This is a genomic window from Micromonospora sp. BS32 (assembly GCF_059089345.1).
Genome location: NZ_JBSSHR010000003.1, coordinates 387,706 through 412,751, shown reverse-complemented (window position 1 = coordinate 412,751; position 25,046 = coordinate 387,706). Strand labels below are relative to the sequence as shown.

The 25,046-nt window shown below is 72.5% G+C and carries 21 protein-coding genes; 11 read left to right on the top strand and 10 right to left on the bottom strand.

From position 1 onward, the window contains the following. Positions 1-13: 13 nt before the first annotated feature. The 9 genes from AC5RWQ_RS07350 to shbA all read right to left on the bottom strand — a co-directional run bounded on the left by AC5RWQ_RS07350 (position 14) and on the right by shbA (position 12,698). Entirely contained in the window at positions 14-2,893 is a 2,880-nt protein-coding gene (locus tag AC5RWQ_RS07350; protein ID WP_494281974.1) for an AfsR/SARP family transcriptional regulator, read from the bottom strand. Between the two features lie 122 nt (positions 2,894-3,015). Then, positions 3,016-3,495, bottom strand: coding sequence for a sigma-70 family RNA polymerase sigma factor (locus AC5RWQ_RS07345; protein ID WP_494281973.1), 480 nt, complete (start codon positions 3,493-3,495; stop codon positions 3,016-3,018). A 162-nt stretch (positions 3,496-3,657) separates the two neighbouring features. Then, a complete protein-coding gene (locus tag AC5RWQ_RS07340) occupies positions 3,658-6,471 on the bottom strand; it encodes an AfsR/SARP family transcriptional regulator (RefSeq protein WP_494281972.1) in 2,814 nt (937 codons plus the stop codon). A 316-nt stretch (positions 6,472-6,787) separates the two neighbouring features. Next, positions 6,788-7,600 (bottom strand): ABC transporter permease, encoded by an 813-nt coding sequence (locus tag AC5RWQ_RS07335; protein WP_494281971.1) that lies wholly within the window; start codon positions 7,598-7,600, stop codon positions 6,788-6,790. After that, on the bottom strand, positions 7,597-8,514 hold the full coding sequence (locus AC5RWQ_RS07330; protein WP_494281970.1) for an ABC transporter permease: 918 nt from the start codon (positions 8,512-8,514) through the stop codon (positions 7,597-7,599). The genes AC5RWQ_RS07335 and AC5RWQ_RS07330 overlap by 4 nt, the downstream gene beginning before the upstream one ends. A 5-nt stretch (positions 8,515-8,519) precedes the next feature. Beyond that, positions 8,520-9,719 carry an ABC transporter substrate-binding protein gene (locus AC5RWQ_RS07325; protein WP_494281969.1) on the bottom strand — a complete coding sequence of 400 codons (1,200 nt, stop codon included), beginning with the start codon at positions 9,717-9,719 and terminating at the stop codon, positions 8,520-8,522. A gap of 30 nt (positions 9,720-9,749) precedes the next feature. After that, on the bottom strand, positions 9,750-10,781 hold the full coding sequence (locus tag AC5RWQ_RS07320) for an ABC transporter ATP-binding protein (protein ID WP_494281968.1): 1,032 nt from the start codon (positions 10,779-10,781) through the stop codon (positions 9,750-9,752). Positions 10,782-11,259: 478 nt separating this feature from the next. After that, the gene (locus AC5RWQ_RS07315) at positions 11,260-12,126 is read right to left on the bottom strand and encodes a hypothetical protein (RefSeq protein ID WP_494281967.1); all 867 of its coding nucleotides are present in this window, start codon (positions 12,124-12,126) and stop codon (positions 11,260-11,262) included. Further along, positions 12,123-12,698, bottom strand: a complete 576-nt coding sequence (shbA, locus tag AC5RWQ_RS07310; protein WP_494281966.1) for an RNA polymerase sigma factor ShbA — start codon at positions 12,696-12,698, stop codon at positions 12,123-12,125. The genes AC5RWQ_RS07315 and shbA overlap by 4 nt, the downstream gene beginning before the upstream one ends. 165 nt (positions 12,699-12,863) lie before the next feature. On the opposite strand from shbA, the gene AC5RWQ_RS07305 reads away from it, so the two are divergent. Genes AC5RWQ_RS07305 through AC5RWQ_RS07255 form a run of 11 tightly spaced genes read left to right on the top strand, consistent with a single transcriptional unit; the run spans position 12,864 to position 23,967 of the window. Beyond that, entirely contained in the window at positions 12,864-13,862 is a 999-nt protein-coding gene (locus AC5RWQ_RS07305) for an ABC transporter ATP-binding protein (protein ID WP_494281965.1), read from the top strand. Further along, a complete protein-coding gene (locus AC5RWQ_RS07300; protein WP_250796888.1) occupies positions 13,859-14,629 on the top strand; it encodes an MlaE family ABC transporter permease in 771 nt (256 codons plus the stop codon). The genes AC5RWQ_RS07305 and AC5RWQ_RS07300 overlap by 4 nt, the downstream gene beginning before the upstream one ends. A gap of 1 nt (position 14,630) precedes the next feature. Further along, positions 14,631-15,434 (top strand): MlaE family ABC transporter permease, encoded by an 804-nt coding sequence (locus tag AC5RWQ_RS07295; protein WP_334483684.1) that lies wholly within the window; start codon positions 14,631-14,633, stop codon positions 15,432-15,434. 2 nt (positions 15,435-15,436) lie between these two features. After that, positions 15,437-16,723, top strand: coding sequence for an MCE family protein (locus AC5RWQ_RS07290; RefSeq protein WP_494281964.1), 1,287 nt, complete (start codon positions 15,437-15,439; stop codon positions 16,721-16,723). Next, complete coding sequence (locus tag AC5RWQ_RS07285; protein WP_494281963.1) at positions 16,720-17,754, top strand: MCE family protein; 1,035 nt, start codon at positions 16,720-16,722, stop codon at positions 17,752-17,754. The genes AC5RWQ_RS07290 and AC5RWQ_RS07285 overlap by 4 nt, the downstream gene beginning before the upstream one ends. Continuing rightward, complete coding sequence (locus tag AC5RWQ_RS07280) at positions 17,751-18,734, top strand: MCE family protein (protein ID WP_494281962.1); 984 nt, start codon at positions 17,751-17,753, stop codon at positions 18,732-18,734. Before AC5RWQ_RS07285 ends, AC5RWQ_RS07280 begins: the two co-directional genes overlap by 4 nt. Further along, positions 18,734-19,981: an MCE family protein gene (locus tag AC5RWQ_RS07275; RefSeq protein WP_494281961.1), complete on the top strand. Its 1,248-nt coding sequence runs from the start codon at positions 18,734-18,736 to the stop codon at positions 19,979-19,981. Before AC5RWQ_RS07280 ends, AC5RWQ_RS07275 begins: the two co-directional genes overlap by 1 nt. Next, positions 19,978-21,393: an MCE family protein gene (locus AC5RWQ_RS07270; protein WP_494281960.1), complete on the top strand. Its 1,416-nt coding sequence runs from the start codon at positions 19,978-19,980 to the stop codon at positions 21,391-21,393. The genes AC5RWQ_RS07275 and AC5RWQ_RS07270 overlap by 4 nt, the downstream gene beginning before the upstream one ends. Further along, complete coding sequence (locus AC5RWQ_RS07265; RefSeq protein WP_494281959.1) at positions 21,390-22,646, top strand: MCE family protein; 1,257 nt, start codon at positions 21,390-21,392, stop codon at positions 22,644-22,646. The genes AC5RWQ_RS07270 and AC5RWQ_RS07265 overlap by 4 nt, the downstream gene beginning before the upstream one ends. Continuing rightward, the gene (locus tag AC5RWQ_RS07260) at positions 22,643-23,425 is read left to right on the top strand and encodes an Rv1363c family protein (RefSeq protein WP_494281958.1); all 783 of its coding nucleotides are present in this window, start codon (positions 22,643-22,645) and stop codon (positions 23,423-23,425) included. The genes AC5RWQ_RS07265 and AC5RWQ_RS07260 overlap by 4 nt, the downstream gene beginning before the upstream one ends. 14 nt (positions 23,426-23,439) lie before the next feature. Beyond that, positions 23,440-23,967: a hypothetical protein gene (locus AC5RWQ_RS07255; protein WP_494281957.1), complete on the top strand. Its 528-nt coding sequence runs from the start codon at positions 23,440-23,442 to the stop codon at positions 23,965-23,967. A gap of 143 nt (positions 23,968-24,110) precedes the next feature. Here the strand turns inward: AC5RWQ_RS07255 and AC5RWQ_RS07250 are convergent, their stop codons facing one another. Then, a complete protein-coding gene (locus tag AC5RWQ_RS07250; protein ID WP_494281956.1) occupies positions 24,111-24,779 on the bottom strand; it encodes a hypothetical protein in 669 nt (222 codons plus the stop codon). Positions 24,780-25,046 lie beyond the last annotated feature (267 nt).

Here is a 25,046-nt window from a genome sequence, read left to right as displayed (position 1 = left end):
CGCCGCGTCCGGGTCACCGGTGCCAGAGCAACCGGTCGCGGATCCGCCGGACCATCGGCGAGTCCGTCCCGTCGAGCTCGGCGAGGGCCTCGCTCCAGGCCTGCCCGGCCGGGGCCGGGTCGCCGTTGGCGGAGTGGAAATCGCCGATGGCAACCAGTACTTCCGCGGTGTGGTGGGTGGCCCGGGCGCCGCGGAAGGTGTCGATCGCCTGCTGCCAGATCGCCATCGCGTGCGGCAGGTCGTCGATCATCGAGTACGTGTGCGCCAGCCAGGCCTGGGTGGTGCCCACCCCGTGCAGGTCGCCGAGGGCCTCGAACTGCCGCCGCGCCTCGATGAACATGCCCAGCGCCTCGGCGTGCCGGCCGAGCCAGCCCTGTGCCCGTGCGATGGCCAGCAGGGCGTTGGTGGCGCCCCGCACGTTGCCCTCAGCGCGAAAGAGCGCCCGCGCCGCCTCGGCATGCCGGATCGCCTCGTGGTAGCGCCGCTGGTCCAGCCGGATCTCGGCGATGTTGTTCTCCACGTGGCCCTGCTCGGTGCGCCGGCCGAGCCGGTCGAAGAGCGCCCGGGCGTGCTGTAGGTGCGCCAGCCCCCGGTCCAGATCGGCGAGGAAGTAGCAGGCGCCGGCGAGGCTGCGGTGCAGCAGGGCCTGGGTGGCGGGGTCGTCCCCGGTCGCGGCGAGGCCGGTGCTCACCGTTGCCGCCCACTGCTTGAACTGCGCGGTGTCCTGGAAGAAGTTCTGCAGGGCCAACGCGATCTGCCAGGCCGTGCGAGGCTGGCCGCGCTCCTTGGCCCGCGCGACGATGTCGGTCAGCACCCGCTGCTCGGCGGCGAACCAGGCCATCGCGTCGGCCCGGCCGGTGAAGCCGCGCCCGGTGACCCCGCGCTCGGACGGCTCGGGCAGCGGCAGCGGCACCTGCGGCTGCAGGGGCAGATGCGCCGCGTACGCACTGAGCTGGTAATAGTCGTAGACCCGATCGATGGCAGCGTCCCGCTCGGCCGCGTCGTCGTGCTCCTCCCCGAGCTCCACGGCATAGGCGCGCAGCAGATCGTGCATCCGCCACCGGCCGTCGCCGGGCTGGACCAGCAGCTGCGCCCCGAGCTCGGCGAGCAGGCCGCGGGCGGCGCGCGGGGACAGGCCGCCCAGGGCGGCCGCCGATTCCGTGCTCACTTCCCCGGCCGGATGCAGGGGCAGCAGCCGGAAGAGCCGGGCTGCCTCGCGAGTCAGGGCCCGGTAGGACCAGGAGAAGATCGCCTCCAGATCGGCGTGTGCGTCCCCGAAGCCGGCCAGCCGGCCGTCGGCCTCGGCCAGCTCACCGGCGACCGCGGGCAGGCTGAGCCCGGGCCGGCCGACGCCGCGGGTGGCGACCAGCGCCAGGGCCAGCGGCAGCCGGCCGCACCGCGCGATGATCTCGTCGACGGCGGCCGGGTCGGCGTCCGCCGTGTCGCCGAGCCGGCGGGTGAGCAGCTCGCGGGCCTCGGCGGCGGTGAGCAGGTCGAGGTGCAGGGGGTGGGCGCCCGCCGGGCCGGCCACGCCGCTGATCCGGCGGCGGCTGGTGGCGATGACGAGACTGCCGCCGGTGCCGGGCAGCAGGTGCCGGATCTGGTCCCAGTCGCGGCAGTTGTCGAGCAGGATCAGCATCCGGCGCTCGGCCAGGATGCTGCGGTAGAGGCCGGCCTGGGCGTGCAGCTCGGCGGGGATGGCGGCCGGCGCGACCCCGAGGGACCACAGGAAGCCGCGCAGCGCCTCCGCCGGTGTCATCACCGAGTCACCGGAGTCGAAACCGCGCAGGTCCGCGTGCAACTGCCCGTCGGGGTAGCAGGCGGCCAGCCGGTGGGCCAGGTGCACCGCGAGGGTGGTCTTCCCGACGCCGGGCATTCCGTCGATGACCAGCGCGGTGGTCCGCGGATCTCCGGCCAGCAGCTCCTCCGCGGCGGCCACGACGCCGCGGCGGCCGGTGAAGTAGGGGTGGTCGGCCGGCAACTGCGCCGGCGGCTCGGCCCGGGACGACTGCGCCAACTCCAGCTCGGCTGGCGGCCATAATTCGGCCTGCGCGCCGCTGGGCGGCGCTCCGAGCCGAATGAAGGCCGGTCTGACGCCGCGCCGCGACCTGGAGCCGTCGGCCGGGGCGTCGTGGTCGAGCAGGCTGTCCCGGGCTGCGCGCAGGTCGACGCCCGGCTGGATGCCGAGCTCATCGGCGAGCCGGTGCTCGATGTCGGCATAAGCCGCGAGAGCCTCGGCCCGCCGGCCGTCCGCGGCGAGCGCGAGCAGCAGCCGCGCCTGCAGTGCCTCGTCCAGCGGCTCGTATTCGGTGGCCCGCCGGATCGCGGGCAGCACCAGGTGGACGCACCCGGCCCGCAGGGCGGCGTCGGTCGCCGCCCGGACGGCAGCGAACCGCTCGCCGTCGACAGCGACGAACTCCGGATGGGCCGGGCCGCCGGCCCGCAGGCCCGAGGCGCACCGGTCGCGCCACAGCGCCAGCGCCTCAAGGTAGAGCTCGACGGCCGGCTCGCCGGAGCTGCCACCGGCCTGGGCGACCAGGTGCCGGAAACGCAGCAGGTCGAGTGACTCCCCGTCGATCCGCAGCCGGTATGCGGCGTCGTCGCGGATCAGCACCGAGCCCGCTGCCCGCGTCGGCAGGCCCGGCTCGAAGCGCCGCCGGAGCACCCCGACGTGCCGGTGCACCACGTTGACCGCGCTGGGTGGGGGGTCGGACTCCCAGAGCAGGTCGACGAGCTCGGCGACGCTGACCGCGCCGCCGGCCCGGGCGAGCAGCAACGCCAGGATCAGCCGCTGCTGCCGGGTGCCCAGGTCAATTTCGGACTGGCCGCGCCAGGCCCGCACCGGGCCGAGAACGGCGAAAGAGAGCAGGCTGGTCATCTTGATGCGATCCATACCGGGCTGGTGGCCACGAGGGCCGCAGCATGGCAGGGCCGGCGCTACGAGCCGGGCGCGCGTTGCGGCACTGTGAGCTTCGACTCAACGGCCGGATCGCCGGCCGGCGGAGTCGTCCCTGCTCAGGCCGCCTCGATGCCGGTGCGCAAAGCGCGCAGCGCATAGTGGGTCCGGGACTTCACCGTGCCGATCGGCACTCCCAGCCGGCCCGCGAGCTCTGCCGGTGACCGTCCGACCAGGTAGACCTCGGAGAGCAGGCTGCGCTGCGCCGGGCTCAGCCGGCCGAGCGCGTGCCGGATGGCGTGCGACGCGAGCGCGGTGCCGACGGTGTCGTCACCAGCGGGAATCCAGGTCATGTCGACGAGGTGGACCTCGACCGGCCGGTTGACCCGCAGCCGGACGCCGTCGATGACGAGCCGCCGCGCGATGGTGATGAGCCATCGGCGGGCCGCATCGGGCTCGGCCGGCACCGAGTCGAGGTGCCGCCAGGCCCGCAGCATCGTCTCCTGGAGCAGATCCTCCGCGGTCTGCCGCTGGCCGCGGGTCAACACGAGCAGGAGACGCAGCACGGCACGGGCGTGGTCCGCATGCAGCACGGTCATGCGCTCGGTCCGGCCGTCCGGTGATTCGTCGGGTGCCCGCAGCACGGTACTTCCTCCCCCAGAGGCAGGAGCAACGGTGAATGCGGCACGAGCCTAGGGACGGCCGATGCGAATGGACTGACGCGAAAGTGCGGATCGAGTGCCGTCGCCGATCGCGATCGGTCACGGACGCGACGTGGCCGCCGCGAGCAGGTCGGCCAGCCGCCGGCCGGTCCGGGTCTGCGCGTACGGGATCAGGGCCAGCGCCTCCTGCCACGCCCGCACCGCGGCGTCCTGGTCGCCGACGGCGGCGAGGGCGTCGCCGAGCAGCGCCAGCACCTCCGCGGCCGGCGCCGACGCCGAGGCCTCCTGGTAGGCGACGGCCGCCTCGCGCCAGCAGTCGACCGCCTTGCCAAGCTCGCGGCGGGCGGAATGCACCTGGCCGAGCACCTCCCACGCCTCGGCGATGCCGAGCCTGTACTGCGCTCCGCGCGACAGCGCCATCGCCTGCTCGGCGCAGCGCACGGCCTCTTCCTCCCGGCCCAGGTCGGCGTTGCTCGCGGCGATGATCACCAGGGCGTCCGCGAGCAGTCTGTCGTCTCCGGCCGTCCATGGCCCCAGCGCCGCGGAAAGCGTCTGGACGACCTCCTCGTGTCGCCCCTGGGCACCCAGGACCATCGCCCGGTTGATCTCGGCCCGGATCATCTCGCCGTGCAGGCCGAGCCGGGCGAGCAGCTCGAGCGCCTGGTCGAGGTGCCCGACCGCGGTCTCGTGCTCGCGCCGGAAGTAGGCCGCCCCGGCCAGGCTGCGGTGCATCCGGGCCTGCCCGACCAGGTCGCCGCCCGCCCGGGCGGCCTCGAGGGCCACCTCGCCGGTCGTCGTCCAGTCGCCCCACCGGCCGCTGCGGTCGAAGAAGTGCTGCATGCCCAGGGCGAGCTGCCAGGCGTCGGTGTGCCGGCCCCGCCGCGCGGCCCGGCCGACCAGCGCGATCAGGACCTGCCGCTCGGCGGTGAACCAGCGCATGGCGTCGCCGTTGCCGGCGAAGCGCAGCGGGGTCTCGCCCGGCCCCGGCTCGATCATCGGGCGGTACTCGGAGGCCAGCAGCCGCCGGTGCGCCTGATAGCAGGTGGCCCGGTAGAACTGCAGGCAACGGAGCTCCGCCGCGGCGCGCTCGGCCGGGCTGTCGTTCTCCTCGCCGAGCTCCGTGGCATAGGCCAGCAGCAGGTCGTGGGTGCGGTAGCGGCCCGGCAGGTCCTCGCTGATCAGGTGCGCGCGGCTCAGCTCGCCGATCAGCGCCCGCCCGCTCCGCAGCGGGACGCCGGCCAGGCCCGCCGCGCCGGCGATCGAGATGTCGGGGCCGGGATGGATCGGCAGCAGCCGGAACAGCCGGGCGGCCGGGGCGGAGAGTGCCTGGTAGGACCAGGAGAAGACGGCACGCAAACCGGTCTGCGGGTCGTCGCCGTGGAAGCCGTCCAGGCTCCCGGGCGCCTGGGCCAGCTCGGCGGCGATCTGCGCCGATGGCGTCCGCGGCAGGCTCGCCGCGCGGGCGGCCACCACGGCCAGCGCGAGCGGCAGCCGTCCGCAGCTGGCGATGATGGCGTCGATCGCGGCCGGGTCCGCCGCGACCCGTCCGGCGCCGAGTGGCCCGAGGAGCGCCGCGCGGGCCTCGTCGAGGCTTGGCAGGCCGACCGGCAACGGGTGGGCGCCGGCCGTGGTCAGCAGGCTGCTGAGCCGGCTGCGGCTGGTGACGATCACCAGACAGTCGGGGCTGCCCGGCAGCAGGTGTCGGATCTGCTCGGCGTCCCGGCAGTTGTCGAGCACGATCAGCAGGCGCCGGCCGGCAAGGCTGCTGCGGTACATGCCCGCCTGGGCGTGCAGCTCGGCGGGAATGCCCTCCTGCGGAACCCCGAGCGAGGCGAGGAAGCCGCGCAGGGCCTCGGCCGGACTCATCGCCGGCTCCCGTCCGTCGTATCCGCGCAGGTCGACATAGAGCTGCCCGTCCGGGTAGCCGGCGGCGAACTCGTGGGCGAGGTGAACGGCGAGGGTGGTCTTGCCGATCCCGGGCATGCCGTCGATCGCGAGCACCGCCGGCCCGCCCGGGCGCGCGACCGCCGCGCGGGCCTCGGCGATGAGGTCGTCCCGGCCGCTGAAGAAGGGCAGGTCCGGCGGCAGCTGCGCGGGCCGGGGGAGGGGCGACGGCGACCCGGTACGCGCCGGCCGGGTGCGCTGGTGCAGCAGCCGGTCGTATGCCTCCCGCAGCTCCTCGCCCGGATCGATGCCCAGGTCCTCGGCGAGCCGGCGGCGCACCACCCGGTACATCTCGACGGCTTCGGCCTGGCGGCCGTCGGCGGCGAGGGCGAGCAGCAACCGGCTCTGCAGCGACTCGTCGAGCGGGTGTTGCTCGGCGGCCTGCCGCAACGGCGCCAGCACCGCGCTCAGCCGGCCGCAGCGCTCGGCGGCGTCGGCGGCCTCGCGCACGGCCTGGGCGCGTTCGGCCTCCACGGCGAGGAACGCGGGATGCCGGCGGGAAGCCGGTTCCAGGCCCGCAGCGCACCGGCCGCGCCACAGCCGCATCCCGTCGAGGAAATGCCGCAGTGCCGACTCCGGGTCGCCGTCCCGCAGGCGGCGGCCCGCCAGCCGGCTCAGCGACCGGAACTTCAGCAGGTCAAGAGACTCCTCGTCGGCGCGCAGCCGATAGCCCGAGAGCTCCCGCAGGATGTGCCGGCCCGCCGACCGGGTGGGCAGGCCGGGCTCGAGCAGGCGCCGGAGCACCCCGACGTGCCGGTGCACGACGTTCGCGGCGCTGGCCGGGGCGTCCTCGTCCCAGAGCAGGTCGACCAGCTCGGCCAGGGAGACCGGTGAACCGGCCCGGGCCAGCAGCAACGCGAGCACCAGGCGCTGCTGGCGGGCGCCCAGATGCAGCTCGGCGCCGGCGCGGACGACCCTGATCGGGCCGAGCACCGAGAAACCGATCGTCTCGCCCGCCTCCGCCCGCACACCGGCAACGGTAACCGGCCGACCCGCCACCCGGAGCTCGCGGCCGCAGCCCAAGGGCGAGACCGGGTCTCCGGGAGGGCGACGGGGGAAGCAAGGCGGATGACGGGGGGCGGTCGGTTGGATGGGTGATCGCTGTGGCCAGTACCGCTTCGGCTTCCCTGATCACTCCCGTGTCGCCGCCGGACCGAGGCCAGGGGGAGGCAGGCGGTAAGACTGAGCGCTGCGTCGCCCGCCTACGACACTGGTACCGCCATGCGGGGCAATGCCGCTGACCTGGTGCTGGTCAAGCCGAAGCGCACGGATTGGGGCGGGCGGGTCAGAGGCGACCGCCGGCAGCGGTGTCCGAGACACGCTGGGCGAGGTAGATCGGCACGATGGAGAGCACGATCAGTACGGCCGCGACGACGTTGATGACCGGCGCCTGGTTCGGCCGGAACAGGTTGTTGAAGATCCAGATGGGCAGGGTCTGCACGCCCGGCCCGGCCGTGAAGGTCGTCACGATGATCTCGTCGAAGGAGAGCGCGAAGGCCAGCAGCCCGCCGGCGAACAGCGCCGAGCGCAGCAGCGGGAACGTGACGTAGCGGAACGTCTGGAAGGTGTCCGCGCCGAGGTCCGCGCTCGCCTCCTCCAGGTTGCCGCTGAGCCGGCGCAGCCGGGCCAGCACGTTGTTGTAGACCACCACCACGCAGAACGTCGCGTGCCCGACGATCACCGAGAGCAACCCCTTGCCCACCCCCAGCGGCTCGATCAGCGAGCGGAAGGCGGTGTCCAACGCGATCCCGGTGACGATGCCGGGCAGCGCGATCGGCAGCACCACGAGCAGCGACACGGCGTCGCGCCCGAAGAACCGGTAGCGCTGCACCGCGAGGGCGACCAGGCTGCCGAGCAGCAGCGCGACGGCGGTGGCGCCCAGCCCGGCTTTCACCGAGGTCCACAGCGCCTCGCGCGCGCCCTCGTTCTCCCACGCCCGCACCCACCAGTCGGTGGTCCAGCGCGGCGGCGGCCAGGCGAAGGTGCGGTCGGAGTTGAACGAGTTGACCAGCACGATGGCCAGCGGCACGTAGACGAAGGCCAGGCCCAGCGCCATGGCCGCGCGCAGCAGCCAGCGCCCTCCGCGCGACAGCGTCACAACTCCTCCAACGCGCCGGAGCGGCGCACCGCGACCAGATAGACGACCATGATGAATACGGGGATCGTGGCGAGCGCCGCCGAGAACGGCAGATTGTTCGCCGCGCCGATGTTGGCGTACACGAGGTTGCCGATGAGCTGAGTCTTGCCGCCCACGATCTGCACGGTGATGTAGTCACCCAGCGACAGGGAGAACGTGAAGATCGTGCCGGCGATGACCGACGGCACGATCATCGGCAGCACCACCGATCGGAAGGTGCGCCCGGCCCGGCCGCCGAGGTCCGCCGACGCCTCCAGCAGCGAGTCGGGCAGCCGTTCCAGCCCCGCGTAGATGGGCAGGATCATGTACGGCAGCCACAGGTAGCTCAGCACCAGGACGATCGCGGGCAGGCCGTAGCCGGGCCCGTTGCCGGGGCCGCCGAAGAGCCAGTCCACCGGGCCGCCGTTGGCGAGCATCACCCGCCAGGCGTACGCCTTGACCAGGTAGCTCGCCCACAGTGGGGTGAGGATCGCGATGACCAGGAACCGGCGGCTGCGTGGTGAGGCGACCTTTGCCATGAAGAACGCCATCGGCAGCGCGATGAGCACGTCGATGACGGTGACTGCGGCGGCGATGCCGAGGCTGCGCAGGGCGACGGTGCGATAGACCTCTTCGGTGAGGATGGTGCGGAAGTTCGCGAGCGTGGGCTGGCGAACGAGGTCGCCGGTGAAGCTGTTGACCGTCCAGAACGCCGAGACGAAGAGCACGGCCAGCGAACCGAGGTACGCCACGAGCAGCCAGAGCAGCGGCGCCGAGAGCAGCCCCGCGAGGCGGATGCCGCTGTGGCGATGCAGCCAGGACGAGAGCCGGCGGACCGGCCCACGGGAGATGGTGTCATCGCCCGTGGGCCGGTCCACGGTGGAGAGGGCGGTCATGTGTCTCAGCCCTTGATCGTGGTCCAGGCCTGGGTCCAGGCCGCGTAGTCCTTGCACGTGACGTCCGTGCGGCCGTCGAGGCACTGCGCCACCGGAGTGCTCCAGAACCAGACCTTGTCGAAGTACGCCTCGTCGGCGGCGTGGAACGTGGCGCAGTGGTTCTTGTCCGCCGTCTTGTCGCAGGCGAGCTTGTTCGCCGGGGCCTCGCCGAACCACTCCGCCACCGCGGCGTTCGCCGTGGGATCGATGATGTGGTTCATCCAGAGGTAACCGCAGTTCGGGTGCTTGGCCTTGGCGGAGACCATCCAGGTGTCGGACCAGCCGGTCGCGCCCTCCTCCGGCAGGACGGCCTCGACGGAAGCGCCGTCGGCCTTGGCGAGGTTGACGATGACCTGCCAGGCGGTGCCGACGACGGAGTTGCCGGACTTGAAGGCCTGGACCTCCTTGGTGTAGTCCGACCAGTACTCACCGATCAGCACGTTCTGCTTCTTCAGCAGGTCCACAGCGGCGGCGAACTGCTTGTCGTCCAGCGCGTACGGGTTCTTGATACCCAGTTCCGGCTGGTGCTTCATGAGGTAGAGCGCCGCGTCGGCGATGTAGATCGGCGAGTCGTACGCCGTCACCGTGCCCTTGTACGGGGAGTTCGCGTCGAACACCGCGCTCCAGGAGGTCGGCGCCGGGTTGACCTTGTCGGTGCGGTACATGAGCACGTTGGCCCCGCGACCGTGTGGGATGCCGTACGCCACCCCGTCGACGGAGTTCCACTGCTTGAGCTTGAGGCCGTCGAAGACGTCCTTGTAGTTGGGCACCAGGTCGGTGTTGACCGGGGCGACCTCACCGCCGTAGATCAGCCGCAGGGAGGCGTCGCCGGAGGCCGAGACCACGTCGTAGTCGCCGGTCTTCATCAGCGTCACCATCTCGTCGGAGGTGCCGGCGACCTTCACGTTGACCTTGCAGCCGGTCTCCTTCTCGAAGCCGGTGACCCAGTCGACCTTCGGGTCGGTGGAACCGTTCTCGACGTACCCGGCCCAGGCGACGACGTTGACCTGGCCCTCACCGGCGCCGAGCGACGCCAGCTTGGCGATCTTGGGTGGCTTGATGCCGCCGGGGCCGGAGCCGCCGGTGGCGCTGCCGCCGTCGCCGCATCCGGCCAGCGCGAGCAGGCCGGCCGCGGCGACCGCGGTGAACACTCGGGTGGTGCGCATCTGCGCTCTCCTTCGACTCGGGTGGGTGCTTCAACGGGGGGTGACGGGAACCGCGACGACGTGTTCCGCCCGCCAGGCCAGCCGGATCGGCTTGCCGCGCAGGGCCGCCACGTCGGTGGGGGAGGTCTGTTGGTTCTGCTGCATCGCCACCACCCGGGCCCCGGCGTCGAGGTCGACCACGAAGCGGGTGGCCGATCCGGCGTAGATCACCTCGACGACCTGGCCCGCCGCGCTGATCTCCTCGGCGGACGCGGGCGCGCCGCCGAGTCGGATTTTCTCCGGGCGTACGGAGAACACGCCGTCGCGGCCGAGCACCGCCCGGGCCGCCTCGCCCTCGAACAGGTTCGAGGTGCCCACGAAGCCGGCGACGAACGGGGTCCGGGGGTGCTCGTACACCTCGGCCGGCGTGTCGACCTGCTCGATGCGGCCCTGGTGGAACACCGCCACCCGGTCGCTCATCGTCAGCGCCTCCTGCTGGTCGTGGGTCACGAAGACGAAGGTGATGCCGACCTCGCGCTGGATCGCCTTCAACTCGACCTGCATCTCCTCGCGCAGCTTCAGGTCCAGCGCGCCGAACGGCTCGTCGAGCAGCAGCACGGCCGGGCGGTTGACCAGGGCGCGGGCCAGCGCGACGCGCTGGCGCTGCCCGCCGGACAGCGCACTGGGCCGGCGCTCCTCGTACCCCTGGAGGCGGACCGTCCGCAGCGCCGCCGCCGCGCGCTCGCGGCGTTCGGCGCGGGGGACCTTGCGCACCCGCAGGCCGTACTCGACGTTCTGCTGGACGGTCATGTGCGGGAAGAGGGCGTAGTCCTGGAAGACGGTGTTGACGTCCCGGTCGAACGGGGCGAGCCGGGTGACGTCGCGGCCGGCCAGGGTGACCGTGCCGCCGGTCGGCAGCTCGAATCCCGCGATCATCCGCAGCACCGTCGTCTTGCCCGAGCCCGACGGCCCCAGCATGGAGAAGAACTCGCCGTCGGCGATCTCCAGGTCGACGCCGGCGACGGCCTCCACGGCGTCGAACGACTTGCGCAGACCGGTCAGGCGGATCGCGGGTTCCGACACGGCGACAGGCTCCCACTCTTCTACGGATCCAGCGGACCCACGCGGCCGACGGCTACGGATTCTTTGGCGAGAGAATAGAACCGCAACGGATACCGCAGTCAAGAGCTGTGGCCGGATCGTTGGTTTTCCGTCGGGCCGGTTCGGCCTCGTCGGCAGGCGACTCCCTGCCGCCTCCCTGGTCAGGGCGCCGATCGGCCTTCTCAGCGGTCGTGCTGCGCTGCTGAGACCCGGGAACGGAGCCCTTCGAGGTAGGTCTCCAGGACCCGACGTGACGACCCGCATGAGGCACAACGACAGGACTCGCGGGACCGATGGTCCCGATGTGCCGCTTCGCCCTCGCTGAACGCTGCGCCGACGGGCGCACAGGGGAAATCCTCGGGTGGCCTGCTCCTACAATGCCGGGTCGGCCCGGAAGCGAGGTCGGCGTGCCCGCACGTGTTCGCGGCGGCGACCGCCGGAGAGGTCACTGGGCTCGCAGTCAGCCGAGCAGGCCTCCGGAGGGCAGCGGCAGACCGGGCAGCGACGGCAGCAGCGAGGGACTCGTCAGCGGCGGCGGGGGAACGCCGGGCAGCGGCGGCAGCGGTATGGGGCGGTTGCTGGGCGGGGGCGCCGACGGCAGGGCCGGGGCGGTGGTGGGCGCGGCGGGGCCCGTGGTGCCTGCGGCGGGGCTGCCGCCCGTCGGGGCGGGGTGGGGCGCCGGTATCACCGGCGTGGTCCCACACCGGGGCCAGGTGGGGCAGGCCGGCACGGACAGGTCCCGCAGAACGGCGTCGATCTCGGCGCGCAGCTGGGCGGCGTCGGCGGGGTCGGTGACCCGAGCCAGCTCCCGCTGAGCCTGCTCGATCAACTGCCGAGCCTCGTCGAACCGTCCGTCAGCGGCGGCGTCGCGGGCCCGGGCGATGGTGTACTCGACGCTGCTCACGTCCGCCCGCTCCGGGTAGAGAACCTTGGTCAGCGACCACAGGGGGCTGGTCGGCCCGGCGCTGCGGCTGCCGACGCCGAGCCCCGTGGCCAACACGAGGGCGGCGATCACGGCTGCGGCCAGCCGCCAGATCCGCCGCTGCAGCGGTCGCGACCGCCCGGTGACGGGGAGCAGGGCACCCGCGGGCAGGTCGACGCTGTCCCGGCCGGCCTGGTGGCCGCCGCTCGGGGCGGCGCCGAGGACCGTGGTGGTCTCGTCGTCCGCCGCGCCGACGGCGACCTCGGCGCGCCAGGCGGTCAGCATCTCCGTGAGGAGGTCACCGTCGGCCACCGCCTCGTCCCGCCCCAGGGCATCGAGAGTGGTGTCGTCGCGGGCCACGATGGCGAGGTCCAGCTCCTCGTCGTCCCGCCTGAGCTCGCTCATGCCACCACCTCGTCCAGTCCGCGGGACAGCGTACGGAGCCGGGCGAGCGCACGGGACTGGGCCACGCGTACGGCCGCGGCCGACATGCCGAGGATCGTGCCGACCTCCTCAGCGGTGAGACCGACCGCCACCCGCAGCGTGATGATCTCCCGTTGGGCGTCGGGCAGGCGTTGCAGCAGCACCGACAACTGGCGGGCCAGATCCGTGGCAAGGGCCTGCTGTTCCGGCCCCGGCGCGGCGTCCGGGCGCTCCAGCGGGGTGTCGGTCACGGTGACCGCCGAGTCGCGCACCGCCGCACGCTGCGCGTCGGCGACCTTGTGCGCGGCGACGGCGAAGACGAACGCCGAGAACGGTCGGCCCTGCTCCCGGTAGCGGGGGAGTGCCTTGAGCACCGCCAGGCAGACCTCCTGGGCCACATCGTCGGCCGTGGTGTACGCCCCGCCGATGCGGCCCAGCCGGGCGCGGCAGTAACGGACCAGCCGCGGCCGTACGTCCGTGAGCAGGGCGGCCACGGCCGCCCGGTCGCCGTCGGCGGCCCGGCGGACGAGCTCCGGCTCGATCGTCGTGGTCATGGGAATGCGAGACACCTTCGTTACCGGCTGGTGAACGCACGCTATCGAGATGCACTCCACTTGGCTAGTTCACGTCTCGTGGTCGTGGTGCCACGAAAAGAATTTGTTGCGCTCGGTTCGCCTCCCGCGATGTCTCAGGTAGCAACCAGGTGAGGGGAGGGGTCGATGGGCGTCGAAGTCGCCGTGCAGGGGCTGACCAAGTCCTTCGGTGGCCAACCGGTCTGGTCGGACATCAGCCTGACCCTGCCGGCCGGCGAGATCTCCGTCCTGCTCGGCCCGTCCGGCACCGGCAAGTCGGTGTTCCTGAAGACGCTCGTGGGGCTGCTGCGGCCCGACGCCGGCTCCATCTGGATCGAGGGCAAGGACCTGCCCCGGCTCTCCGAGCGCGCGCTGTACGAGGTGCGCAAGCTGTTCGGCGTGCTGTTCCAGGACGGCGCCCTGTTCGGCTCGATGAACATCTACGACAACGTGGCCTTCCCGCTGCGCGAGCACACCCGCAAGTCGGAGTCGCAGATCCGTGACGTGGTCACCGAGAAGCTCGACATGGTCGGTCTCGTCGGCGCGGAGAAGAAGCTGCCCGGCGAGATATCCGGTGGCATGCGCAAGCGCGCTGGGCTGGCTCGCGCGCTCGTGCTCGACCCGCGCATCGTCCTGTTCGACGAGCCCGACTCAGGACTGGACCCGGTGCGTACGGCGTACCTGAACCAGCTCATCATCGACCTGAACCAGCGGACCGGGGCGACGTTCCTGATCGTCACGCACGACATCAACACGGCCCGCACGGTGCCGGACAACATCGGGCTGATCTACCACGGGCACCTGGCCATGTTCGGGCCGCGGGAGATGCTGCTGTCCAGCACCGAGCCGGTGGTGCGGCAGTTCCTCAACGCCCAGCGGATCGGCCCGATCGGCATGGCCGAGGAAAAGGACGCCGAGGAACTGCGAGCCGAGGCGGACGCCGGCGTGGAACTGCCCCCGCTGCCGCCCATCCCGCTGCAACTACCGCCCTCAGACGGGCTGCCACGCCAGGCCGAGCGGCCACCGGGGCAGTGGTGCCGGGACAACGACGTCACCCCGCCGCCCGGCTCCTTCGAGGGGCTGTCGACCAGCGGGCTGGGCCCGCGGCCGGCCGGCGGCCAGCACCAGCCCGAGGTGCTCTGGTGAGCGCCCCGGTCAACGCCGTCCGCGCCACCGGCGAGTTCTTCGCGTTCTGCCTGGACACGCTGCGCGGCCTCGGCCGCCGGCCGGTGCAGGTACGCGAGTTCGTCCAGCAAGCCTGGTTCATCAGCTCGGTGTCGATCCTGCCGGCCGCACTGGTCTCCATCCCCTTCGGCGCGGTCATCGCGTTGCAACTCGGCTCGCTGGTCCGCCAGCTCGGCGCCCAGTCCTTCACCGGGGCCGCGTCCGTGCTCGCGGTGGTCCGCGAGGCGGGCCCGATCGTCACCGCGCTGATCATCGCCGGCGCGGGCGGCTCGGCGATCTGCGCCGATCTGGGCTCCCGCAAAATCCGTGAGGAGCTGGACGCGATGCAGGTGCTGGGCATCGATCCGATCCACCGCCTCGTGGTGCCGCGCGTGCTCGCCTCGATGCTGGTCGCCGTCCTGCTCAACGGCCTGGTCAGCGTCGTCGGCGTCAGCGGTGGCTATCTGTTCAACGTGGTCCTTCAGGGCGGCACGCCCGGGGCGTACCTGGCCAGCTTCCAGGCCCTGGGGCAACTGCCCGACCTGCTGGTGGGCGAGGTCAAGGCGCTGCTCTTCGGCGCCGCCGCCGCACTGGTGGCCTCCTACAAGGGAATGACCGCCAAGGGTGGCCCGAAAGGGGTCGGCGACGCGGTCAACCAGAGCGTGGTGATCACCTTCATGCTGCTGTTCGCGCTGAACTTCGTCGTCACGGCCGTGTACTTCCAGGTCGTCCCGCAGAAGGGAAGCTGAGATGGCGGTGCTACGTCAACTCGACGACCTCGGCGGTCAGCTCGCCTTCTACCTGCGCGCGTTCGCCTGGGCGCCGCGCACCGTGCGTCGGTACAAGCGCGAGGTGCTACGGCTGCTGGCCGAGGTGAGCTTCGGTTCCGGCGCGCTCGCCGTGCTCGGCGGCACCGTCGGCGTCATCTGCTTCCTGACCTTCTTCACCGGCACCGAGGTCGGGCTTCAGGGCTACCAGGCGCTCAACCAGATCGGTAGCAGCGCGTTCACCGGTTTCGTCTCGGCGTACTTCAACACCCGGGAGATCTCCCCGCTGGTGGCGGCGCTGGCCCTGTCGGCCACCGTCGGTTGCGGCTTCACCGCCCAGCTCGGCGCGATGCGGATCTCCGAGGAGGTGGACGCCCTGGAGGTGATGGGCGTGCCGTCCCTGCCGTTCCTGGTGACCACCCGCATGATCGCCGGCCTCGTCGCGGTGGTCCCGCTGTACGTGGTCGGGCTGCTCACCAGCTACCTCGCCACCCGTACCATCGCCGTCTCCTACTTCGGACAGTCCGCCGGCACCTACGACTACTACTTCCACCTCTTCCTGCCCCCCGGCGACGTGCTCTGGTCCTTCTTCAAGGTGCTGGTCTTCAGCGTGATCGTGGTGCTGGTGCACTGCTACTACGGCTACACCGCCAAGGGCGGCCCCGCCGCCGTCGGCGTCGCGGTCGGCCGGGCCGTCCGGCTCGCCATCGTCGCGGTCAACATCGTCGACTTCTTCCTGTCGCTCGCCATCTGGGGCGCGACCACCACCGTCCGGATCGCGGGGTGACCATGAGGCATCGCATCCTCGGCATCGTGTTCATCGTCGTGCTGACGGCGGCGCTGACCGCGTCCGTCCTGCAGTACCGCAAGGCGTTCACCCCGGTCGCCTGGGTCACCCTGCGCGCCGACCGGACCGGCCTGCAGCTCAGCCAGGGCGCCGACGTCAAGGTACGCGGAGTCGTCGTCGGCGAGGTGCGCTCGGTCGGCACCGAGGGCGCCGGCGCCATCATCCGGCTGGCCCTCGACCCGCACACCACGCCCCGGATCCCCGCCGACGTCGGCGCGCGACTGCTGCCCAAGACCCTCTTCGGCGAACGGTACGTCGAACTCGTTCCCCCGCCCGGCCGCGACGCCGCCCCGCCGATCCGCAACGGCGCGGTGATCAACCAGGACCGCAGCCGCACCGCGGTGGAGCTGGAACGGGTCCTCGACCAGGCGCTGCCACTGCTGCAGGCGGTCCGGCCCGACCAGCTCGCCGCGACCCTGGGCGCCATCTCGACCGCGTTGGAGGGCCGCGGCGACCGGCTCGGCGCGAACGTGGTCCGGCTCGACGAGTACCTCAAACAGCTCAACCCGGCGATGCCCACCATCGCCGAGGATGTCCGGAAGCTGGCCGTCGTGCTCGACGGCTACGACGTCGCGCTGCCCGACCTGCTCGCCCTGCTGCGCGACGTGACCGTCACCGCCCGCACCGTCACCGACCAGGGTCAGCAGCTGGCGGCGTTCCTGGCCGACACCACCGACACCGCCGATGTCACCAGGGGCTTCCTCGACCGACACGGCGACCAGCTCATCGCGCTCGGCGAGGTGAGCCGACCAGTGCTGCAACTGCTGGCCACGTACGCCCCCGAGTACCCCTGCCTGATGGGCGGGCTGGTCGCCCTGCAACCCCGGGTCGAGGAGGTCTTCGCCGGCGGCCGGATGCACATCACCCTGGAGGTCACCCGCGACGGCGGCAGGTACGAGAAGGGCCGCGACGAGCCGGTCTACGGCGCGCACAACGGGCCGCAGTGCCGTGGCCTGCCGCGCCCCGCACAGCCGGCACCTGAGGTGCCCGTCAACGACGGGTACGACTACCGCGGCGCCCGCCCCCGTACCCCCCTCGTCGTCGGCACGCCGGCGGCCTCGCCCACCGGCGGCTCCCCGGCGATGGGCCAGGCCGGCACGGGTGAGGAGCGCGCCCTGGTCAAGCCCCTCGTCGGGGCCGTCACCGGCATCCCACCGGCGGAGGTCCCCGACATCGCGGTCCTGCTCTGGGGGCCCCTGCTCCGCGGCGGGGTGGTGAACGCCCGATGAGCGCCAAGACGTGGGCACCCGTGCTGAAGCTGGCGGTCTTCGCCGCGGTGACACTGCTGCTGACCGCACTGCTCGCCCAGACCCTCGGTGCCTTCCCGCCGGGCGGCGTCACCTACCGCGCCCGGTTCACCGACGTGACCGGACTGCTCCCGGGAGACGACATCCGTGTCGCCGGTGTCAAGGTCGGCCGGGTCAGCCGGATCACCGTGGTCGACGACACCGTCGCGGAAGTCGCCTTCACCGTCACCCCCGACGTGCCGGTGGCCACCAGCGTCCGCGCCAAGATTCGCTACCGCAACCTGGTGGGCCAGCGGTACGTGGCACTGACCGAGGGCCCGGGGGAGGGGCGGCCACTGCGGCCGGACGGCCTCATCCCGCTCGACCAGACCATGCCGGCACTGGACCTCACCGTGCTGTTCAACGGCTTCCGGCCGCTGTTCACCGCGCTGAACCCGGACGACGTGAACAAGCTCGCCTACGAGATCACCCAGGTGTTGCAGGGCGAGGGCGGCACGGTGACCAGCCTGCTGCAACGGACAGCCTCCCTGACCAACACCCTCGCCGACCGGGACGCCGTGATCGGACGGGTCATCACCAACCTCAACGGCGTCCTGGGCACGCTGGCCGAACGGGACCGCAACCTGGACCAGAGCATCAGCCAGTTGCAGCAGTTCGTCTCCGGTCTCTCGGCCGACCGTACCGCCATCGGCGAGTCGCTGGTCAGCATCGCCGACCTCACCACCGCCACGTCCGCGCTGCTGCGCGACGCCCGCCCACCGCTCGCGGCCGACGTGCGCGCCCTGGACGACCTCGCCGGCAACCTCAACCGCAACGCGGCCGTCATCGACAGCACGCTCGGGCGGATGCCGCAGCGGTACGACGCACTGACCCGCGTCGCCTCCTCCGGATCGTGGTTCAACTTCTACCTCTGCGACTTCGACGGCAACGTGGCGGTGGCCGGCCGGGCACCGCTCGACCTGCCCGCCTTCAGCGCCTCGGCCGCCCGCTGTGCCACCGGAGGCAGCCAATGACACCGTTCCGCGAACGCAATCCCGTCGTCGTCGGCACGACCGGGCTGGTGCTGATCGTGGCGGCGCTGCTGGGCGCGTTTCAGCTCGACCGGCTCGCCGCGCTGACCGGACGTTCGTACCAGGCGGCCTTCCACGACGCCAGCGGCCTCGCCAGCGGCAACGAGGTGCGCGTCGCCGGAGTGCGGGTGGGCGAGGTGACCGCCGTGGAACTGGACCGCGACGGCGCACCGCACGTACAGGTCCGGTTCCGGGTGGACGACGACAGCGTCCGCCTCGGCACCCGGACCGGCGCCACGATCCGGATCAAGACGGTGCTGGGCCAGAAGTACCTCGCCCTGTCGCCGGCCGGGCCGGGGCGGCTGCGCGAGGGCGGGGAGATCCCGCTCGCCCGCACCGCGGCGCCGTTCGACGTGGTGCAGGCCGTCACCGGGCTCGCCGACACCCTCGACAAGGTCGACACCGACCAGCTCGCCGCCGCCTTCACCACCCTGTCGCAGACCTTCGCCGACACCCCCGCCAGCGTCAACGCCTCCCTGGTCGGGCTCTCCCGGCTCTCCCGTACCGTCGCCAGCCGCGACGCCGAACTGCGGGCCCTGCTCGCCCGGGCCCGTGACGTCACGTCGGTGCTCGCCACCCGCGACGAGGAGTTCCGCAAGCTGATCAGCGACGGCGAGGCGCTGCTGACCGAGGTGAGCCGCCGTCGCGACGCCATCCACAGGCTCCTCGTCGGCACCGACCAGCTCGCCACCCAGCTCTCCGGACTGATCACCGACAACCGTGCCCAGCTCGGACCCGCGCTGCGCGAGCTGCGTGAGGTGGTCGCCATCCTGCAACGCAACCGGGACGACCTGGAGAAGACCATCCAGCGGATGGGCCCGTTCGTCACCGCGTTCGCCAACGTGGTGGGCAACGGCCGCTGGTTCGACTCGTACGTGTCCGGGCTGCTCCAGCCGTACCAACCCACCACCGGAGGCCGCTGATGCCCGGTCCCATCCGGCGCCGGCGACGAGCCCTCGCCGTCGCCACCGCCCTGCTGGTCGCGGTCGCCGCGGGCGTGGTCGTCCTGCGCCACGGCACACCCCCACGACAGGTGGTGGCCTGGTTCACCAGAGCCGTCGGCGTGTACCCGGGGTCGGATGTGCGGGTGCTGGGCGTACGCGTGGGCGAGGTGGTCGCGGTGACTCCGCAGGGCCGATCGGTCAAGGTCACGATGCGCTACGACGCAGCGGTCTCCATACCCGTCGACGCGCAGGCGCTCATCGTCCCGCCCAGCGTGGTCAGCGACCGGTACGTGCAGCTCACCCCCGCCTACGCCGGCGGTGCCGCACTCGCCGACCGCACGGAGATACCGCTGGCCCGCACCGCCGCACCGATGGAGATCGACGACATCTACCAGGCCCTCGACGAGTTCAACCGCACGCTCGGCCCGCAGGGCGCCAACCGCGACGGAGCGCTGTCCAACCTGGTCGCTACCGGCCGGGCCAACCTCGAGGGCAACGGCCAGAACCTGCACGACACCCTCGCCGGGCTGTCCCGGGCCCTGACCACCCTCTCCGACGGCCGGCAGGACCTTTTCGGCTCCGTCGCCAACCTGCAACGCTTCACCACCGCGCTGGCCCGCAGCGACCAGCAGGTACGCACCTTCAACCAGCAGCTCGCCGACGTCGCCGAACAGCTCGCCGGAGAGCGTGACGAACTGGCCGCGGCGCTGCACAACCTCGCCGCCGCGCTGGCCGAGGTCACCACCTTCGTCAAACAGAACCGCGCGGCGTTGACCTCCAACGTCGCGGCCCTGACCGACATCACCGGCGTGCTGGTCCGCCAACAGCAGGCGGTCATCGACATCCTCGACGTCGCCCCGCTCACGCTGAACAACCTGAACCTCGCCTACAACCCCCGTTCCGGCACTCTGGACACCCGGGACAACGCACTCGGTCCGTACGACCCCGCGGGCTTCGCCTGCTCGTTGATGGTGGACCAGCTTCCCGCGGCGCAGGTGCCCGCGAAGTGCCTGGCACTCGCGCAGACCCTGCACTCGCGCGGGCTGCCCATGACCGACCAGCTGCGCAAGCTGCTCAAGCTGCCGCCCGGCGCCCCGGCGACCGGCGGGTCCTCACCGGGACCTCCTGTCAGCTCCCCCGGTGCGTCGATCCCCGACCAGGCGCCGGGCGGCTCCGGCATCACCAGCGACCCCACCCTCGGGGGCATCCTGCGGGGCGTCTCATGACCGCCCGGACACTGCGCGCCCTGGCCGGCGCGGTCCTGGTGGCCCTGCTCCCGGCCGGGTGCGGTCTGCCCGACCTGGCCGGCCTGCCGCTGCCCGGCGGCGCCCCCAAGGGCGACGGATACGCCGTCACCGCCGAGTTCAGCGACGTGTTGGACCTGGTGCCGCGGGCCGCGGTCAAGGTCGACGACGTGACCGTCGGCAGCGTCGAGAAGATCTCCCTCGCCGGCTGGACCGCCCGGGTCACCCTGCGCGTCGGCGCCGACGTACGTCTGCCCGCCAACGTTACCGCCGCCGTGCGGCAGAGCAGCCTGCTCGGCGAGAAGTACGTGACCCTCGCGGCGCCACCCACCGCCCCGACGAGCACCCGACTCGCCGATGGCGACGTCATCCCACTGTCCCGTACCGCCCGCAGCGCCGAGGTGGAAGAGGTCCTCGCCGCCCTCGGGTTGCTGCTCAACGGAGGCGGCCTGGCCCAGCTGCGGACAATCAACCAGGAACTCGGCGCCGCCCTCGACGGCCGGGAACCGGCCGTCCGCGATGCGCTGGGACAGCTCGATGAGTTCATCGGTGGGCTGGACAAGCAGAAGGCCGACATGGTCCGCGCCCTCGACGCCCTCGACCGGCTGAGTGGTCGGCTCGACCGGCAGAAGCAGACGCTCGGCGAGGCGGTGGATTCCCTCGCCCCCGGCCTGACCGTGCTGGCCCGGCAGCGCGCCCAACTGACCGAGGCGCTGACCGCCCTGGGCCGGCTCGGCCAGGTCGGCACCCGGGTCGTCAACCGCAGCCGGGATGACACCCTGGCCGACCTCCGGGCGCTGCAACCGATCCTGGAGCAGTTGGTACGCGCCGGCGACGACCTGCCGAAGTCGCTGGACTTCATGCTGTCGTTCCCGTTCCCGCCGAACGTCACCGGCGCGATCGTCGGCGATTTCGTCAATCTGTCCGTCACCGCCGATCTCGACTCGGCCTCGATCCTGGCGAACCTGGTCGCCGCGGCCCCCGCACCGGCACGACGGGCCGCGCCGGCGAAGGCGCCCACCCCGGCCGCACCGCCCAGGGCCGGTGGCCCGGCACCTACCGCACCGCGACCCGGCGCGGGGTCCCCGGCGGTGTCCGACCTGCCGATCGTGGGGTGTCTGCCCGACCCGGACCACTTCCCGGCGATCTGGACACCGCCGACGGAGTGCCTGCTGCCGAAGGGCTGTGTCCTGCTCAAGCCCGGTTCGGCGGTGCCCGTCGGCGGTCTGATCCTGCCGAAGGGACTGGTGCCGCCGGGCACCGCCTTCCCCGCCGGGACCGAACTGCCCGCCGGCACCGTCCTGTCGGCGCAGTGCGTGCTGCCGGTGACCGGCGCGGTGACCGGACAGATCGGTGGACTGCCGGACGTCCTCGGAGAGGGACTGATTCCATGATCGGACGTACCGCGAAACTGCAGGTCCTGGCGTTCGTGCTGGTGAGCATCCTGGGCGTCGGCTACGTCGGGATCCGCTACGTCGGGCTGGGTGACCGGCTGTTCGGCGGAAGCTACCTGGTCCACCTGGAACTCTCCCGCGCGGGCGGGATCTTCCCCAACGCCCCGGTCACCTACCGCGGGGTTCCGGTCGGCCGGGTCACCGCCGTGGGGCTGCGCGGCGACGGGGTCCGCGCCGACCTGCGGCTGCGACGCGAGGTCCGGGTGCCCGACGACCTGCGCGCTGTGGTGGCCCAGCGCTCCGCCGTCGGCGAGCAGTACGTGGACCTGCGCCCCGAGCGCGACAGCGGGCCGTACCTCGGCGACGGCGCGGTGATCCCGGCCGACCGGTCCGGCGTCCCGCTCGCCCCGGAGCTGCTGCTGGCCAACCTCGACGCCCTGGTCCGCTCCGTCGATCCGGACGACCTGAGCGTCCTGATCACCGAACTCGGCACGGCGTTCGAGGGCAACGAGGCGGTGCTGGCCCGGATCCTCGACGCCGGCGACGCGCTGCTGGCCGAGGCGTCCACCCGGCTGCCGGAGACGCTCGCGCTGATCAACGACGGACGTACCGTGCTCACCACCCAGGCGGAGTCGGCCGAGGCGCTGCGCCGCTGGGCGGCGGGGCTGGCCAAGCTCGCGGTCACCGTCCGCGCCGCCGATCCCGACCTGCGCCGGCTGCTCGCCGTCGGACCGCCGGCCGGGCGCGAACTGGTCGCGCTGTTGCGCGGGCTGGATCCGGCGATCGGCACCCTGCTCGGCAACCTGGTGACCGTCAACGGCATCGCCGCCCGGCGGCTGCCCGGCATCGAGCAGCTCCTGGTGGTGTACCCGATAGCCGTCGCCGGCGGTTTCACGGTCACCCCGGGTGACGGCACCGCCCACCTCGGTCTCGTGCTCAACGCGAACGACCCGCCGTCCTGCGTGTACCGGGGCGGCGGGACGACGTGCGCCGCGGGGGAGCGGACGGCCGGCTCGAGCGTGCGCGGCGCGGCCAACGCGCCCCGGCCGGGCGGCCGCGAACCCGCCCCCGGCCCGGCCGGGTCCGGTGCCACACCGCCCGGCGCGGCCGGGACCACCGGGTACGACCCGGCGACCGGCCTGGTGCTCGGCGCTGACGGTCGACCGCTGCAGTTCGGCGGGACCGGCGGCCAGGCCCGCACGGCCGGGGACCAGTCATGGAAGCAGTTGCTGCTCGCCGGGGTGACCCCGTGACCGGCGCGAAGGAGGAGGTGGCGGTGCAGGCTCGCAGGGACCACACGCTGAAAGTGATCAAGGGGGCGAAGGCGGGGGTGCCCGGACGGGTGGCGCAGCGGCGCATCGTCCCCCGCCAGCTTCCGGAGCCCGCGGAGCCGATCGAGGAGCTGCTGGAGCGGCTCGACCGGGAGCCGGTCGAGGATCCGGCGGAGCTCGACGCCCCGACGGCCGGAGATGACCCGGCGAGCGTGGACGGCCCGCCGGAGGAGGACGCAGACGACCGGCGCGCCGGCGTCCCGGTTACGGCAGGGCCGCGCCGGCGGCCGTTGGCCGTCCTCCTGGTGGCCGTGCTCGTCGCGACCCTCGCGGCGGCGGGCGTGACCGGTCACCGGTGGTACGCGGACCGCGCCGCCGACCAGGGCCGCCAGGCCGCCCTCGCCGCCGCCAAGCAGGCCAGCGTCAACTTCGTCTCGGTCAGCGCGGCCAGCGTCGACCGGGACATGCAGCGGATCATCGACGGCGCCACCGGCGACTTCAAGGAGGAGTTCACGCGAGGTCAGTCCCAGGTCCGGGCCGCGGTGGTGGAGAACAAGGTCGACTCGCGCGGGACGGTGCTGCGGGCCGGGCTGGTCTCCGGGGACCGCCGTCGGGCGGTCGTGCTGGTGGCCGTCGACGCCACCGTCAAGAACGTCAAGGCACCGCAGGGACGGCCGTCGCACTACCGGATCCAGGCGGATCTGGTCCACGACCAGGACTCCGGCCGGTGGCTGGTGTCCCGCCTGCAGTTCGTCGGATGAGAGAGGGAGAACCCGTGGATACCCTGGTCGAATTCGCGCGCCGGCTGCGCATCCCCCGGCGGCGCACCACCCCGATCGGGCTGATCCCGGCGCTGACCGTCGCCATCGTGCTGACGGCTGCCGTCACCGGCCTCGCCTGGTTCGGCGACCACCGTGCGGCGCAACGGGACGCTGCCGTACGGCAGGCCCTGGCCACCGCACCGGCCGCGGCCAAGGCAATCTTCTCCTACGACTACCGCACCTTCGACGACAGCATCGCCAACGGCCGTACCTTCGCCACCGGCGACTTCGAGAAGGAGTACGCGCAGACCACCGCGGCACTCAGAGAGACCGCCACCAAGCAACAGGCCGTCGTGGCGGCCGAGGTGTCCTCGACCGGTGTGGTGAGTGCGACCACCGAGCGCGTCGAGCTGCTGGTGTACCTCAACCAGTACCGGCGCAACGTGAACACGGCGGGGGAGAAAGTCGACCAGAACCGGGTGGTGCTCACCCTGGTCACGGTCGACGGGCAGTGGCGGGTCGCCAAGGCCATCGCCATCTGATCTCGCGGGTGTGGCCCACCGCGTCGTGGGAGGGAGGTGGCTGGGCGGGGTCGCCTCACCGTAGTCGCACCCGGGCCGGTCCTTCGAGCCGGACCGGCGGCGTGAGCAGCGGCGATCGCCACACCCGGCGAGCGCGGCGCGGCTTACGTCGCCGTTGCTCGCCGCTCTCCCGATTCCCCTCCTGGTCGGCCGTAGGACGATCCCATTCCGGCGGCGGCGCACTGTCCTGCCGCTTCGCGCCACAGCGGGTGGATGGTGGTGCCGTCGGGGAGGTCGAAGGGATCGCGGGCGATGTAGCCGTGCCCGGCGTACAGCGAAGCCTCGGCGGTTGTCGCGACCTCCGTATAGGTGGGAAGCACCAGGTGATCCATCCGGACGAGGCAGCGGGTGAGTAGGGCGGAAGTACGAGCGGCGTGGCGGGCGCCCGGCGGGACCGCAAGCATCGCCAGGTGGTTATGAGCCTCGGCGGGACGGTGGGACCTGAGGACCAGGTCTAGGCATTGGAAGCGGTCGAGGTGGTCGCCGCAGGCGGCGGCGAGCCGTTGGCGGTGGCTGGCCGGCGGTGGGATCGGGCGGTAGCGGTGGAACCAGACGGCGGCGGCGGACCGGTCAGCCAACAGGAAGACCTCGCCGGAGAGGAGGGCGTGTTCGACCCAGATGTGGGCAACGGCGGTCAGTTTGGTTCGCCGCTGGTCGTGATCGGGCACGAGCCACGCGCCGATCGGCGAGGTGTGCAGGGAATCGGCGACGAGGCCGGCGACCAGGCCGCTGTCGCACCAGCGGGCGCGGACCGTGGGCGGGATGGTTGGCATGAAGACTCCCGTGGATCAGCCGTGGTCGCCCGGTCGGCGGTGCTGCCCTTACAACCGGGCGATGGTGTGTAGTCAGGTCAGCTAGCCCCCGCCGCCGGGGCGGGCGGGTCAGTCCGCGGCCGGCTGTCGCGTCACTGATGGACGTCGGCAGGCACGGCGATCGGGCCGAGCTGATGTGCGCGGGACAGCGGGGTCACCGGACGGCGGTGCCACCATGAAGCTGCGTCGTCTGACCACAGCTGTGGCGATGCGCCGCGACCGTGGTGC

Coding starts and splice junctions, on each gene's coding strand:
- AC5RWQ_RS07350 (WP_494281974.1), bottom strand. CDS start 2,893: ATGGATCGCATCAAGATGACCAGCCTGCTCTCTTTCGCCGTTCTCGGC.
- AC5RWQ_RS07345 (WP_494281973.1), bottom strand. CDS start 3,495: ATGACCGTGCTGCATGCGGACCACGCCCGTGCCGTGCTGCGTCTCCTG.
- AC5RWQ_RS07330 (WP_494281970.1), bottom strand. CDS start 8,514: ATGACCGCCCTCTCCACCGTGGACCGGCCCACGGGCGATGACACCATC.
- AC5RWQ_RS07325 (WP_494281969.1), bottom strand. CDS start 9,719: ATGCGCACCACCCGAGTGTTCACCGCGGTCGCCGCGGCCGGCCTGCTC.
- AC5RWQ_RS07315 (WP_494281967.1), bottom strand. CDS start 12,126: ATGAGCGAGCTCAGGCGGGACGACGAGGAGCTGGACCTCGCCATCGTG.
- shbA (WP_494281966.1), bottom strand. CDS start 12,698: ATGACCACGACGATCGAGCCGGAGCTCGTCCGCCGGGCCGCCGACGGC.
- AC5RWQ_RS07305 (WP_494281965.1), top strand. CDS start 12,864: ATGGGCGTCGAAGTCGCCGTGCAGGGGCTGACCAAGTCCTTCGGTGGC.
- AC5RWQ_RS07295 (WP_334483684.1), top strand. CDS start 14,631: ATGGCGGTGCTACGTCAACTCGACGACCTCGGCGGTCAGCTCGCCTTC.
- AC5RWQ_RS07290 (WP_494281964.1), top strand. CDS start 15,437: ATGAGGCATCGCATCCTCGGCATCGTGTTCATCGTCGTGCTGACGGCG.
- AC5RWQ_RS07285 (WP_494281963.1), top strand. CDS start 16,720: ATGAGCGCCAAGACGTGGGCACCCGTGCTGAAGCTGGCGGTCTTCGCC.
- AC5RWQ_RS07280 (WP_494281962.1), top strand. CDS start 17,751: ATGACACCGTTCCGCGAACGCAATCCCGTCGTCGTCGGCACGACCGGG.
- AC5RWQ_RS07275 (WP_494281961.1), top strand. CDS start 18,734: ATGCCCGGTCCCATCCGGCGCCGGCGACGAGCCCTCGCCGTCGCCACC.
- AC5RWQ_RS07270 (WP_494281960.1), top strand. CDS start 19,978: ATGACCGCCCGGACACTGCGCGCCCTGGCCGGCGCGGTCCTGGTGGCC.
- AC5RWQ_RS07265 (WP_494281959.1), top strand. CDS start 21,390: ATGATCGGACGTACCGCGAAACTGCAGGTCCTGGCGTTCGTGCTGGTG.
- AC5RWQ_RS07250 (WP_494281956.1), bottom strand. CDS start 24,779: ATGCCAACCATCCCGCCCACGGTCCGCGCCCGCTGGTGCGACAGCGGC.